This window comes from Novipirellula aureliae, assembly GCF_007860185.1.
Lineage (GTDB): Bacteria > Planctomycetota > Planctomycetia > Pirellulales > Pirellulaceae > Novipirellula_A > Novipirellula_A aureliae.
This window is the reverse complement of sequence record NZ_SJPY01000005.1, coordinates 293,430-306,343: the sequence shown is the minus strand read 5'-3', so window position 1 is coordinate 306,343 and position 12,914 is coordinate 293,430. Positions and strand designations below refer to the sequence as shown.

General features: G+C 51.8%; 12 protein-coding genes. 9 read left to right on the top strand and 3 right to left on the bottom strand.

Going from position 1 to position 12,914, the window contains the following annotated elements:
• The first annotated feature begins 3 nt into the window (after positions 1-3).
• The 5 genes from rnk (at position 4) to Q31b_RS16170 (ending at position 2,699) form a co-directional block, all read left to right on the top strand.
• A complete protein-coding gene (gene rnk, locus Q31b_RS16185) occupies positions 4-417 on the top strand; it encodes a nucleoside diphosphate kinase regulator (protein WP_146600701.1) in 414 nt (137 codons plus the stop codon).
• Positions 418-449: 32 nt separating this feature from the next.
• The gene (locus Q31b_RS16180) at positions 450-977 is read left to right on the top strand and encodes a DUF2179 domain-containing protein (protein ID WP_146600700.1); all 528 of its coding nucleotides are present in this window, start codon (positions 450-452) and stop codon (positions 975-977) included.
• Positions 978-1,049: 72 nt separating this feature from the next.
• Complete coding sequence (locus Q31b_RS28350; RefSeq protein WP_197171660.1) at positions 1,050-1,190, top strand: hypothetical protein; 141 nt, start codon at positions 1,050-1,052, stop codon at positions 1,188-1,190.
• 64 nt (positions 1,191-1,254) lie between these two features.
• Positions 1,255-2,004 carry a universal stress protein gene (locus Q31b_RS16175; RefSeq protein ID WP_146600699.1) on the top strand — a complete coding sequence of 250 codons (750 nt, stop codon included), beginning with the start codon at positions 1,255-1,257 and terminating at the stop codon, positions 2,002-2,004.
• 236 nt (positions 2,005-2,240) lie between these two features.
• A complete protein-coding gene (locus Q31b_RS16170; RefSeq protein ID WP_146600698.1) occupies positions 2,241-2,699 on the top strand; it encodes a universal stress protein in 459 nt (152 codons plus the stop codon).
• Between the two features lie 706 nt (positions 2,700-3,405).
• Here the strand turns inward: Q31b_RS16170 and Q31b_RS16165 are convergent.
• Together Q31b_RS16165 and Q31b_RS16160 are read right to left on the bottom strand one after the other, a co-directional pair.
• Positions 3,406-5,784, bottom strand: a complete 2,379-nt coding sequence (locus tag Q31b_RS16165; RefSeq protein ID WP_197171658.1) for a GH116 family glycosyl hydrolase — start codon at positions 5,782-5,784, stop codon at positions 3,406-3,408.
• A gap of 157 nt (positions 5,785-5,941) precedes the next feature.
• A complete protein-coding gene (locus Q31b_RS16160; protein ID WP_146600696.1) occupies positions 5,942-7,573 on the bottom strand; it encodes a sulfatase family protein in 1,632 nt (543 codons plus the stop codon).
• On the opposite strand from Q31b_RS16160, the gene Q31b_RS16155 reads away from it, so the two are divergent.
• On the top strand, positions 7,572-7,751 hold the full coding sequence (locus Q31b_RS16155) for a hypothetical protein (RefSeq protein ID WP_146600695.1): 180 nt from the start codon (positions 7,572-7,574) through the stop codon (positions 7,749-7,751). The genes Q31b_RS16160 and Q31b_RS16155 overlap by 2 nt on opposite strands.
• Positions 7,752-7,820: 69 nt before the next feature.
• Positions 7,821-8,969, top strand: a complete 1,149-nt coding sequence (locus tag Q31b_RS16150) for a tyrosine-type recombinase/integrase (protein WP_146600694.1) — start codon at positions 7,821-7,823, stop codon at positions 8,967-8,969.
• A gap of 331 nt (positions 8,970-9,300) precedes the next feature.
• Here Q31b_RS16150 and Q31b_RS16145 read toward each other — a convergent pair whose 3' ends face one another.
• The gene (locus Q31b_RS16145) at positions 9,301-9,612 is read right to left on the bottom strand and encodes a DNA-binding protein (RefSeq protein WP_197171656.1); all 312 of its coding nucleotides are present in this window, start codon (positions 9,610-9,612) and stop codon (positions 9,301-9,303) included.
• 229 nt (positions 9,613-9,841) lie between these two features.
• Here Q31b_RS16145 and Q31b_RS16140 point away from each other — a divergent pair, with 229 nt between their 5' ends.
• Together Q31b_RS16140 and Q31b_RS16135 are read left to right on the top strand one after the other, a co-directional pair.
• Positions 9,842-10,522, top strand: a complete 681-nt coding sequence (locus Q31b_RS16140) for a hypothetical protein (protein ID WP_146600693.1) — start codon at positions 9,842-9,844, stop codon at positions 10,520-10,522.
• Positions 10,523-10,828: 306 nt separating this feature from the next.
• Positions 10,829-12,886, top strand: coding sequence for a recombinase family protein (locus Q31b_RS16135; RefSeq protein WP_146600692.1), 2,058 nt, complete (start codon positions 10,829-10,831; stop codon positions 12,884-12,886).
• The last annotated feature ends 28 nt before the right edge of the window (positions 12,887-12,914 follow it).

Sequence of the window (12,914 nt, the reverse complement as noted above, 5' to 3'; positions counted from 1 at the left end):
ACCATGTTTCCACCAAACATTACGATCAACAAAGCCGATCAACTGCGCTTGCTCGAACTGCTTGCCACGGAGTACAAGAAAGTTGCCGGTTGCAAGCAGCATTTTATCGACTTGCAAAACGAACTGCGGCGAGCGAAATTGGTCGAACTCGGCCAAGTTCCGCGCGATTGTGTAACGATGAATTCGATCGTCCGTTTATGGGACAACGAAAACAAGGAGTCGCAAACGTACACACTTGTTTATCCAGAGTATGAAGATATCAAAGCGTCTCGACTGTCGATCCTCTCGCCGATTGGAACGGCGATCTTGGGCTCCCGCGTCGGTGACATTGTCTCGTGGCAAGTTCCTATTGGCCAACGTCATATCAAGATTGAAGAAGTTCTGTATCAACCCGAAAGAGAAGACAAAGTGGCCTAAGGCCTTCTATCCAACCATCACGAACCCTCACCATGCTTACCCTCCTACTTAGTTCCATCCTCATTTTCGCACTGCGCGTGACAGACGTGTCGCTCGGCGCGCTTCGCATCTCGATGCTGGTGCGGGGGCGCCGCGGACTTGCTGGACTATTTGGCTTCGTTGAATCGTTCATGTGGCTCATTGCCGCCGCGTTGGTTCTTGGCAACTTGGATAGTCCGGTCAAGTTCTTGGCCTACTCGGGTGGCTACGCTTGCGGCACGATGTTGGGTAGTACACTGGAACGATGGCATGCCGTCGGTGATTCCATCGTTCGAGTTGTCACACCCACGTCCGCGCCATCGGTCGCACCGACACTCCGCGAGGCAGGCTACTACGTCACGACGGTTGACGCCGAAGGTCGCGATGGACCGGTTAGCGTCAGTTTGAGTGTCGTCCCAAGACGACGAGTACACCAAATGCTTCAACGCATTCATCAAATCAGCCCAAAATCGTTCGTAACCCACGAAGAAACCACTCCAATACGTCTGCCGATAACTCCAGCGGTGAGTGTGAGAAAATAGCGTGCGTGGAACATTCTGAATGATTCCCTGTGTTTCAATCGATTGCCAAACCAAAAAAAAGGAATCTATGCCATGAAGCGTTTCAAGAACATTCTTGTTGCTACCGACACGCGATTACCAGTTCAAACCATTGTCAATCAGGCGGCACAGTTTGCTTCGGCGGATAAGGCGAACCTAAAGTTGGTTACGTTGTGCCACCGTTTACATCGTTGACTCGCTTGCTTGTTTCAGGCCACGAAGCCCTTCACGATTTGATGGTGGGCGAGAAAAAAAGAACTTGGATGCGTTAGCTGAAACGCTTCGCAACTCGGGACTCGACGTTGATACCAAAGTCATAGTTGGCAAGAGCTCCGTTGAAATCGTTTGCGAAGTCCTGAGAGACAAGCACGACTTGGTGATGCGAGTTGCCAAGAGGGCCAGTAGTCGACGTAAAGGTTTCTTCGGAACAACTAGCAAACGACTGTTGCGAGAGTGTCCTTGTGCGGTTCACTTCGTGGCGTCCGAACAACCAACGTCGTCTCATGTTCTCGCTTGCATCGACACCTCGACCGGCGAAGCCGAAGACGCCGAACTAAATGAGAGAATTCTTACGCTCGCCACAACGATTGCGAGCCGGGACAAAGCCAGCGTTTCCATCGCACACGCCTGGATGGTCGATGGCGAGCATATACATGAAGGCCGAATTCCGGTGAGTGAGTTTAATCAGATGAGGTGCGAGCGAAAAGAATACGTTACTCGGATGCTCAACGAATTCCTGGAACCCGGCGGTTTCAGTAGCGAAGATGGGAACGTGTTCATGCTCAAAGGCTATCCGGCCAACGTGATTCCCAAGTTTATACAGACGCAGAAGGTCGATTTTGTGGTAATGGGGACTGTCGGTCGTAGCGGTGCAGCAGGACGGTTGATCGGCAATACCGCCGAAGAGGTTCTTGAATCGATAGAGTGTTCGGTCATGGCAGTCAAGCCAAAAACATATATTTCGCCAATGAAACTTGGTGAGTATATCGCTGCGTCGAAACAGCTTTGAGGTAGCCCTGTCTTGGTGTTGCATCCCGGTGCCGCCCCCCCCAGCTTGCTCGTCGCGAGCAAGCCGGTGCAATCCATTGGTCCGAGATTCGCCTTTGAGTTGTCGTCAATGGCTTTGTGCGTAATCTACTGGAGGCTTGTTTCGGCGATTTGCATCTCGGTGGCGAGGGACAGTAAACGCTTGAACGTAACAATGCTTGAGGAGAGCATGAACATAGCTCAACCGGAACCAAAACAATGAAAAAGAACCTCATCCTTTGCCCTGTCGATTTTTCTGCGAGTACCGAGTTAGCGATTACCCTTGCCGTCGACCTCGCCAAAGCAGGCAACTCAAAGATCATTCTGCTGCATGTCATCGATACAAACAACCCACCGATTTCGATCAATGTGTCGATCGATATGCGGTTGCAAACGCGCCTGCGAAAGCAATATCTCGACTATCACGAGGTTGATTGGAAATTTGTTAGGAAGCGAGGCGATCCTGCGGAGACGACGATTGCCTATGCCAAAGAAAACACAGTGGATTTGATTATAATGGGGACGCAGGGGCGAACCGAATTGGCGAATCTCGTGGTTGGCAGCATTGCACGCCGGGTGATGGCCGGAGCAAATTGTCCAGTCGTGACGGTCAAAACACCCGTGAATTCCGGTGCTCTCTCTTTGCAGGGTTCGCCGATGCCGTTGCGGGCAATCTAGTGTGGTGAGCTGACATGATCAATCGCGATAAGGGCATACCATTTCTCATCACGTGACCCGTCTTTCTTTCGACCACCAAGCTTGTAACAGATCGAGTAGCCGGCATAACGAAGGGAGACTCGCCGAATGTCACGGATCCGATTTGCCTCTTCCTCAAAGAATCGGTGCTCGCCCCTGGTCGCCATTAACGCAAAGACCGATTCGTGACGGATGTCCGTTTTGTGGCTCGGCGAATCGAATTAGACGATGGGAGAAGTTGATAGCCTTCGCGAAGAGTGTTGCCTCCGCTGTATTCAAAGCAACCGCCCGCGTCCGTTTGTCTCTTTTACGTCAAATCGTTCATTCAAGTGTTGAATGAAATTTGAAGCTGCCAACGTCGAATGGCACGGTATAGTTTGAGTACATCCGCTATGAGTGGAGTAAGGTGTAGTTAATTGCTCGCCAGTTACCTGAATTGCAACTAAATAGCCTGAAAATGGAATCATCGAAAAACGCAAGAGAACCGCGTATTTCTCAACGGTTTCTCAAGGTCGAAGCCGCACAGCATCCCATGTCGTCGATATAGATTAAAAGAATATTGGGTGGTGTCGGCGCCGAGGCCGTGTCTGCCATCAGACTCAATAGAGCAACAGATAGACCGAGGAACTGTTTTCCAAATTTTATTTCGAACGACTCATCCTATCTTGCTGCCTTTGTCTTGATCTGCTTAACGCAGTTCGACAGCCAAGCCTTGACCGGCAGTGATGGAAACCGGCTCGGCCAATGTAATGGTGACGCCGTTTTGATTCTTTAAGAGCTTTGTCTTCATGTGCTTATCACCAAGTGTCACGGTAGCCTGTTTGATCGTCAAATCACGCGGATTCAGATTTATCGCGTGGAGTTTGACACTGCCCCAGTTCACACCGAGTTCAGCCTTCATGGATTGATTACCAATGGTCTGATGATAGGTGCCCCAACCTTCCGCTGCGGTGAAGGGTGCACGGAAGTTTTCAGGGCCGATGACAGGATCAAAACCGATCACGCCATCCGGACCGTCGTATTCAAATCCACAGGCGGCCAGAAAGCTTCCGTAGGAGGCCATAGCACGTGCATAGAAATCGGAGAATTCGATTTCGTTGTAGGGGTTGCGTTTTGAAGCCGCGTAACGGTCATGAATGGTCCGCATGATAGCCAATCCCTTTATCAGCAGTTCAGGATCACCTTCGGCAATCATATGGGCAGCGAGCTGGTGCTCGAATCCGGACATGACTTCGTTGAAGTAGCCAAAGGTCCAAAACTCGCGCTGCACCTCGGTGATGCCGCCGTTGGGCCAAGTGCACATCAAGACCCCGCCATCACCTTTCCATGCATAGAAACGACCTTTCTTGAAAACTTCGCGGAAAGGACCAACATCGGTTAGGTAGTTGTATTTCCAGATAGCATTTAGAGCGGAGCGGATATGCTCCGCACGATAGAGCCGTCCCAGTCCGACCTGATTGGCCCAGAATTGGCCGTAGACCTGATCGATATAAACCCCCGGCCCGACTCCAATCGCATTCGGGTGCTTCGGATCTTCGATTTGGATATAGTATTCGCCGTTGTAGAGTTTTTCGATGTTTTTTCGGCCCATCTCATAGGTGTCACGACAGAGTTTTTGAAAGTCGGCGTCATCACAATCTATGGCCATTTCCTCGCCCGCGCGCAGCGCTGCCAGGTAGAGCGAGCAGAGGACATGCACCTTACCATACCACTCGGCATCGAGAGTGTTATGCTGTTCGCCGTCCAGCAGTCCATCGTAGGCATCGTCATTCTTGTCAAACTCGATCAGATAATTGACGGCCTTCTTGATCGACGGCCAATTGCGATTCAGGAACTCATCATCGGCAGACATCAAATGCTCTCGGTAGGAACGCAGCACCGTTCCGCACTGTCCATCAATGGCGACCTTCGTCTTGTTATTAGAAGGGCGGAAAGGTATACCACCGTCAGGCAACTGATAGAGACCAAAGTCCGTCACCTCACGTAGATTGCGTTCGAGGGATGGAAACAGCCTGGCCATGGTCTGGGCATAGGCCCAGACATGGGTGCACGTTCCCGGGCCAGCGCCAATTCCTTCCCAGGCCCAGAATCGATCACCGGCGAATTGCAGGTTGGCGGTCTGCATCGTACTGGCCGATGCCATTGCACGATCCATAAACCACTGCGGTAGACTGGTGTCATTCCAGGTTGCCGCCCAAAGCCGGGTCTGCGAAGAGAGACTCGTGAAATTGCTCGATACATATTGGCTGACCGCCGCGGCGTTGCCAAACTTTTTGGCATAGGCATGATGCCCAAAGTGCCAGCTAATGATAAATGGAATAGCCTTGCTTTCACCTGGTGCCAACTGTGCGGTAACCCGCAGACCGTTACCACTCTCTTTCTGAATAGGCTTTGCATCACCAACCACGGTCAGGCCCATGGAGCCGCCGGACTTTTTACCCGAGCTTGGAACCTTCAGCAAAAAGCCCGTCGCTTGGTCATAGGATTCCGCCTGCAACGATGCGTTCCTACCGGGCAGATCCAACCAGCCATCAAACTCAATCGAAACCGGTTGTGACGACTCATTGACCAAGGTATAGGCCATGACCGTGGCCGGAAGTTTTGAATCTTCGACGTTTAGAGGAATGAAGGGCGAATAGGCCTCCAACTGGATACGGACCGGCGACTTGGAATCCTCATAGCTCACCTTGCCGATCGGCCATTGGCCCACGAACTCGATCGTCTCCCAATCGTCCGGGCCGATCGCAAACTCCGATCCGCCAGCGACCCTCAGAGAAAAGCCAGACTTCACGGGCGGTGGGAACTTTTCCACCGTCGGCGGATTCATGAAATTCGCGCCGTCATGCACACGAATGGTTTTGCGCAATCCGTTTTTAAAACCGATATAGCCATCCGGTAGTTTAACGTCCTGGTTAATCAACCCCTTGGGCTGCCCGCCAAAAATATCCCAGACGTAGAGCTGCCCCGAGCCATCCATCACCACCGATCCGCAGGCAATTCCACCCACTGGCATGCCGATGTACTTCAGAGTGTCATCGCTTTTGGAACCGCGGATTGCTGCATCCAACGCATGACCACGCTGAGTGAGTGACGCAACCCAAGCAGGATCAAGTTGCTTCTCCGCAGGAATCATTGTCCGGTACAAGGACGACGGATCAACCGCAGACGCCAGTGAAGCGAATAGGCATACGATAGTTAAACAAGTAATCGTTATTTTCATTGAGCTATTCTCTTTGTGTACTCGTTATTTTGTCTGCCGGAATCGTGTTGCGATACAAGATTCCTGGATCCACAACAGGTGCCGGGTTGGGATCCACGATCGGGGGCTGGCTCTTCTGAGTACGTTGGGTCTGTTTGTTCGCCGGAGGCTTCGTGAGCGATTTGGGATTCTCGACGAAACCGGCGGGGCGGCTATTCTGAGTCAGTTCCGTTTGGAAGTCCGCCACCAATGCGAGCAGTCGCTTTTCAACGGCGGGATGATCGGCCAACACATTGATCTTCTCGCCGATATCGATCTCTAAATTGTACAATGCGGCGGAACCTTCACCTTTGGCACTGCCCAGATGCAGTTTCCATTTATCCGAGCGTACCGCCTTAAGATCATTTTTGCTATAGTAGAAAAACGCCTCGTGCGGACTTTTTGCAGTCCTGTTCAGGACCGGCCAGATATCCTTGCCGTCAATGACGCGATCAGACGGAATTTCGGCGCCGGCAAGGTTGGCAAACGTTGGCAGCAGATCCATGGCAGTCATGATTTCACCATTGACAGTACCGGCCGGGATTTTTCCAGGCCAGCGGATCACGGCCGGCATACGCATGCCCCCTTCGAACGTCGAGCCTTTACCCCCCTTCAACGGCGCTGCCTTCCCGATTTTGGGACCGTTATCACTGGTGAAGATAACCAGCGTATTGTCATCGATCCCCTGTGCTTTGAGGGAGTCTAAAATTCGGCCCACCGACCAATCGATTTCGCTGATCGCTTGCTTATAGATTTTATCCCGTGTTTTGTAGTCGATCTTGCCGCTGATCTTTTCCTCTGCCAACTTGGCCTTAATCGCCTCAGGCACATCCTGCACAAACTCCGGCGACACATGCAGCGGACGATGTGGAATCGGATGCGGCAGATACAGAAAGAACGGTTTGTCTTTATTTGCTTCAATAAATTGAACGGCTCGCTTTGTCAATCGCTGCGTTAAGTAGCTGGCATCGGGTTCCAACTCGATCACCGTCTCCATTTCCAGCAACGGAAGCGGCGGAAAATGATATTTCTTGTTATTTCCATGAAATGGATGGATGTCGTGGCTGTAGGGAATACCGAAATATTCATCGAATCCCTGTCGAGTCGGCAAAAACTCCGGTTGATCACCCAGATGCCACTTGCCAAACATCCCGGTTTTATAGCCCGCCGATTTCAGCACCTCGGCGATCGTGATTTCATTCGGGTTCAAACCCCGAGCATCGGCGGCAAGAAATACGCCACCGGCCATGTCGTTGCGTTTCGGATAACACCCCGTCATCAGGGCTGCGCGAGAAGGCGTGCAAACAGAGCCGGCCACATAAAAACTTGTCAAACGGGCACCTTCGGCCGCCATCCGGTCAATCCGCGGAGTTTTGACATGCTTTCCGCCAAAACAACCCAGGTCCGCATACCCCTGGTCGTCGGCAAGTATCAAAACGATGTTTGGGCGATCGCTTGACTCGGCTTTAAGTGACGGTGTATAAAGGGTTTGTGCGAAGAGTGCTGTGCAAGCCGATATGGCGAGTGTAGTTATTCTGTGTAGCAAATGACGTGGGAATTCTCGGCGGCAACTGAGAGTTCCCGATTGATGCGTTGACTTGGCAAGGAACTTGAACATGTTGAATCCCCTTCTTTGGATGGTGGATGTTGCTTGGACGTTGAGTCAGCAGTGTCGCCAGCGCAATCGTGGTCCACCGCGGATGAATGCTGCGCATAAAAAAACCAAGGGACCACGGTCGGCAAACCGTATGTCGATCCCTTGGCGGCAAGGAACCGAACTCGGTTCCCACACATAGTGTCTTCTCTCTCGTTTCATAAGTCAATTCCCGGCGGCAACCGGGGCAACTCAGAAAGGTTCATTCAAAATGGCAAGGAATCGAAAATCACGTCGCCAGCAGCATGGGTCTGCATGGCACTGGAAACAAACGGACTGCTGGTACTTCACTCCGACAGGTACCAAAAAACGCCAAGCCCTCTTCGACGAGGATGGCGAACGGATTCGCGGCAAGGACAATAAGGAGGCGGCTCAATTGGCTCTCGCCCGAATCAGGCTGACCGACGAACTGACGCCGGTGGTATCGGCTCCGTCAAAAGACTGGACCGTCGCTCAGGTATGCGAAATCTATCTTGAAGATTTGACGAATACTGCGTCACCAGAGTGGGTGACAACGAGCAAATCTTGGCTGAACGAGTTTTGTGGTTACTGCGGTGCGTTGACCGTTCCGGAACTGAAGAAGAAACATCTTCGGAGTTGGCTTCAGAAGCACAAAACCTGGAACAATAACACTCAAAGGAATGTGATCGCCTGCATCAAGGCGGCTTTCAACTATTGCTGCAAGTTTGACGATCTCGATGTGAACCCAATCGCTAGCTATCAGAAGCCGGCGGCTACGGCACGAGTGACTTCATTTAGTCCGGATGAAGAAAAGAGGATCTACTCCGCGACAAACGAGGCACATGCCTTGTTTCTGAAGTGCTGTATTCTTACCGGTGCTCGCCCCTACTCCGAAATGGCTATCGTGACTGCTGACCATGTCGTCGAGACGCCTCACGGGTTGTTCTTTATGCTGAAGGCACGCACTGCCGATGGCGGACATGGGCATAAAGCAGCGAAGAAGACGGGAAAGGATCGTCGCATCATGCTTTGTGACGAAATGGAAGAAATCACACGGCGGTTGATGTCGACCGCGCCGAAGGGTTCAGGCATCCCATTGTTACGGACGAAGCATGGAAAACAGTGGAAGCGATGCAATGGTGTGCAACACTTCTGTTTGATCAAAGAAAAGCTCAAACTTCCGGTTGATCGGGTGACTTACACCTGTCGTCACACCTTCGCGAAGCGGACTTTGTCGGGTTACTACACCGGGCAACCAGTCTCCATCGAAGTTCTTGCTGGCTTGATGGGAAATACGCCGAAGGTTTGTTGGGATCACTACGCTCAGTGGGCCGACGACTACAACGATCCACTTTGGGCAGCATTGGGCAAGACGAAGAAGAAACGAAAAGCGGGGTAGCGACTCGCATTGTCGTGAATTTGTGGCGTAAACCTCGATTCAACGCTAGTTTTGCTAAATTGGAGGCGTTTTTGCGTCATATTACATGATGGAGATCCGTTAGCTCCTGGCGGTACTGTTGATGAACCGAGTGTTGCTAAATTGAACTCGAAAACGCGGCATATTAGGCGTGTAGTGTTATGGCGATCATGCCAATTTTTTAGCTGATGTCCAACTGCCAATCGTCAAAGACAAAAGCCCGACTCAGAAATTCTGAGTCGGGCTTTTCGTTGGCCACTGGATTGCCGTCCGTGGACCATGCCGCCAAGGTTTGCTTGATTGTCAGGGATTTTCAATCGTCAGGACGACCCAGGGTTGTGGTGATGTGCTGGAGACTTCGTTTGATCGGTTTCGGCCGATTTGACCTGGGAGACTTGGGCTTCACCCGCATCAGATCAAGAAGTCGCTGGACTTCTTTCTCGGGAATCTTGATCCGTCCTTGTCCCCGTCTTCCACCTTGCAAGTAGTCAATCGTGACCTGCTGCCCACGCACTTGGAATTCACCGACGTCGGATTGAGTCAGCCAGTCGTACAACGTCAACACCGAGATCCCCAGCCGCTGGGCGGCGTCGGCGGACGAGAGGAGGCTGATAGATGAAGACACGGAATGGCGACGTTTTGAATCGATGCGATGAGCGTTTGCATCCGAGTATCCAAAAACTCATTCCGCTGGCGTTCCGACCATTGGAATTATCTTGGACCACGAGATAGATTTAGGAATTTGCTGCGAATTTGGACGCTGCGTCGGTTGGCGAGTAGCGTGATTGTTGAATAATAAACGGATAGATAAGCCGCTTGGTTAGGAATCAGTTTTTCATTTAAGGAGAATAGAAATGACGAATGGACTGCGAGCACCTTCATCGAAAGCGATAGCGAAGTTTCACGAAGCCGCGCTTCGCCTACGCGGTTCGACTGCAGCTTTTTACATTTGGGATCGGGTATTCTCCCTCGCAGAGAAAGACCGACTGGGCGGAGACCTACAGGAAGCCTATTCGCAAGACGGTGCCATCAGGATGTGGGCAAGAGTTCGCGGCTGCACAGATTACCGGGCTGTGATTGACTTGGCACAAAAACTAAATTTGTTAAGTGAAACCGATCATCGCTGGTTGCTGGAAGAATTCGGTGAGTTATTTGACGCTGATGAAGCCTTTGAGCACGCCGTGAAGCACTGTGATTTCGTTCTGAACGAGCACACACGCGAAATATTTTGGAAGGGCACGATGGTTCCTATCGACTGGGGAAAGTTTCAGTCCCCGTGGTCGTTTATGTGGGAACTGGCTCGCCATGCGAAAGCAAACCTGCCCATTGACTCCATGACCTTCGGTGAGAACTCCGGTCTAGACTTGGTCTCAAAGCGAAAGTCTGAGCTAACCAATAAACCAGTGTTTCCACAGGATCTCGCCGAAAAGATAGTCCCCGTGGGGCGTGGAACGCAAAAACTCGATTTGCCTGCTGAGCAGATTCGCATTTTTGAGCGACATATCGGTGGCGAAATCCGAGAATGGTCGCCTTAGTTTCATTGCGCAGTTTTTTATGTTCGGCTTGCTAAGCCGAAGGTAAGAACGCGTCATGTAGATCGAGTAATCGCAAGCAAGCTATTCGCAATTTAGCGGCATTCGTTTTTGGCCTTGAGTGCAAGGCTGTAGCACAGCTTCCATCTAAGCCATGTCTTTTTTGGCAAACGCTTTCGGTACGGAATTCCGCTCATCGGATCGCCACCGGAACGTCTCTTTTTAGTTTTGGACCTTTCCCTTGATTCAGCGAAGTCTAGGCATGTTGCCCAGTCGCTTCAGCAGAATCATTTTTTAGGAGGTTCAACGATGAACCATGAAATTCGTAGCATGGGTGCTGCTAACCAAGAACTCACCCGCAGGGCTCACCAATGGTGGGCAGAGATGGCCGCGATTCACAACATTGACCTCGTTGGTTTCGACCCGGAGTCGACTTCAGAAACTCGAATCGCATGGGCGATTTCAAATGGATTCGAGATTGGAACGATTTACTCGCGTTTTAGCACCAAGCTGCAAAACTCAACCGACGACCAAGTCCGTGAGTGCATCCAATGGGCAGCAAAGAACAGCATTTACGTTCCGCCAGAACTGATTTCAGTTGACGAGGCCGCGAAGGGCCGAAGCGTTCGTCGCGAAGGTCTTAATCGAACCAAGACCATTCTGAACAAGCATCTTGCAAAAGTGCTGCTTGTTTTCAAGGCGAGTCGCTTGTTCCGACAGGCGGGAAAAGGCTTTCAATTCATAAACGAAGAAGTCGTCGAGGAAGGTTTGCGTGCGGTCAGTGTTTCACAAGGCATTGATACGGGCGATCGCAAGACATGGAAATTGCAATTGCAAATTCACGGATTGATGGACGACATGTTGCTCGACGCAATCGCCGACCACGTCCGTTCGGGATTGTGCGGAATATTTCTAAACAACTGGACGACAGGGGCTATCGGTGTTGGTTACCGCCGAAAAGAAATTCCCGGTGCGCCACTGACCAAACGCGAACGCCCTCGTACGATGCCCGAAGTTGATCCGTTGGCTGCAAAGCTAATTCAGGAACACGCCCAACTCCTGCTGGACGGCATGTCGACCAGCGAAGGGGTCCGTCGTTGGAATGCGGCCAATGGGCCGGTCGATCCCCGATCGTCAACGATGAAGATGATGTATGGGCCATACCGTCGGCTGTTCACAAATCCGCGATTGATCGGCAGGTGGGAGTTCGGTCGTCGCCGAAATCAATTTTCCACGAAGCTCGACAGTGTCAAGCAAGTCGAGCAGTCGGACGACGAAGTCGCCACCCTTGAACGGGAAGAGCTTCGCATTCTCGATGATGAAACATTTTTTGCCCTCCAGGCAAAATTTGCAGCGAGGAAAACGGGACCGCGCGGTCCACGCAAGCAACGCAAGAAGCATCTCTGGGATTTGACGACCGAACTCTTCTTCTGCGCCTGTTGCAGCACTGAGGACTCGCCAGTCAGACTTTACAAAGTTGGTGTAACCGGAATGGCAATGCAGTGTAAAAATGGAGACCAATGTCCTTGCAAGGCGACGGTTCGCAGTGACAAATCGGTGCGGTCCATTTGCAAAAGTTTGACCGAGCTCATTTCGCGTGATGCTGAGTTGGTCGAGACTATCATCCTAAAGAGCCAGGAGATGGATGGCCGTGCCGACGACGGAATTGCAACCCAACTTGAGCAGGCAAAAAAGCGGTTAAGGATATTCGGCAATCGCGTCAACGACTTGTTCGAAATGTCCGGCGAAGGTTCCGACGATGACCGGAAAGAGACCAAAGCTCGTCTTCGTGCGGCGCAGTCCGAACGCACGGGTGCTCAAAGCGAAGTCAATCGCTTGCAGCGGATTATTGATGGCGACACGAATACCTTGACGGTCGAACAAATCCGAGAAAACCTTTCCGAGATGTCAACGCTGCTCACCGAAGCAGCATCAGGCGAACTTGGTGAGGTTGCCGTCTATAAGGCATTGGCGATATTTCGGTCACTGACTGGCGGACAGATCTGGGTACACGTCGAGCGTCGGGCGAACCGCAAACGGACGAATGTCCGCGGATCGTTTCACCCGCGCTTGGTCCTGACGACGACTGCTGGCTCGGCACCATTGGGCGATCCTCCGACCGATGAAGATGAAGTAACTGTTTGGCTTCGTAAACCACCTCGTCTGGACGCAATTGCCCAGCGCGTCCATGAATTAATTGACGTCGAAGGCATGAGCTATCGCGCGACCGCGAATCAGCTCGTGCGTGAGGGGCATAAGGTCAATTCAGGAAACGTTTGGTACAGTTATCGGCGTTGGCACGAGATGCAAGGTCAGAAACCGCCGAAGGTGGCCTACAACGGCGGAAAGAAACGACGGTCACGTTGACGAAAACACTACTTAAATAACCCTCGCG

Excerpts from the sequence above, each read along its gene's own strand:
- rnk (WP_146600701.1), top strand. The coding sequence starts at position 4 with ATGTTTCCACCAAACATTACGATCAACAAAGCCGATCAACTGCGCTTG.
- Q31b_RS16180 (WP_146600700.1), top strand. The coding sequence starts at position 450 with ATGCTTACCCTCCTACTTAGTTCCATCCTCATTTTCGCACTGCGCGTG.
- Q31b_RS28350 (WP_197171660.1), top strand. The coding sequence starts at position 1,050 with ATGAAGCGTTTCAAGAACATTCTTGTTGCTACCGACACGCGATTACCA.
- Q31b_RS16170 (WP_146600698.1), top strand. The coding sequence starts at position 2,241 with ATGAAAAAGAACCTCATCCTTTGCCCTGTCGATTTTTCTGCGAGTACC.
- Q31b_RS16155 (WP_146600695.1), top strand. The coding sequence starts at position 7,572 with ATGTTGAATCCCCTTCTTTGGATGGTGGATGTTGCTTGGACGTTGAGT.
- Q31b_RS16160 (WP_146600696.1), bottom strand. The coding sequence starts at position 7,573 with ATGTTCAAGTTCCTTGCCAAGTCAACGCATCAATCGGGAACTCTCAGT.
- Q31b_RS16150 (WP_146600694.1), top strand. The coding sequence starts at position 7,821 with ATGGCAAGGAATCGAAAATCACGTCGCCAGCAGCATGGGTCTGCATGG.
- Q31b_RS16140 (WP_146600693.1), top strand. The coding sequence starts at position 9,842 with ATGACGAATGGACTGCGAGCACCTTCATCGAAAGCGATAGCGAAGTTT.
- Q31b_RS16135 (WP_146600692.1), top strand. The coding sequence starts at position 10,829 with ATGAACCATGAAATTCGTAGCATGGGTGCTGCTAACCAAGAACTCACC.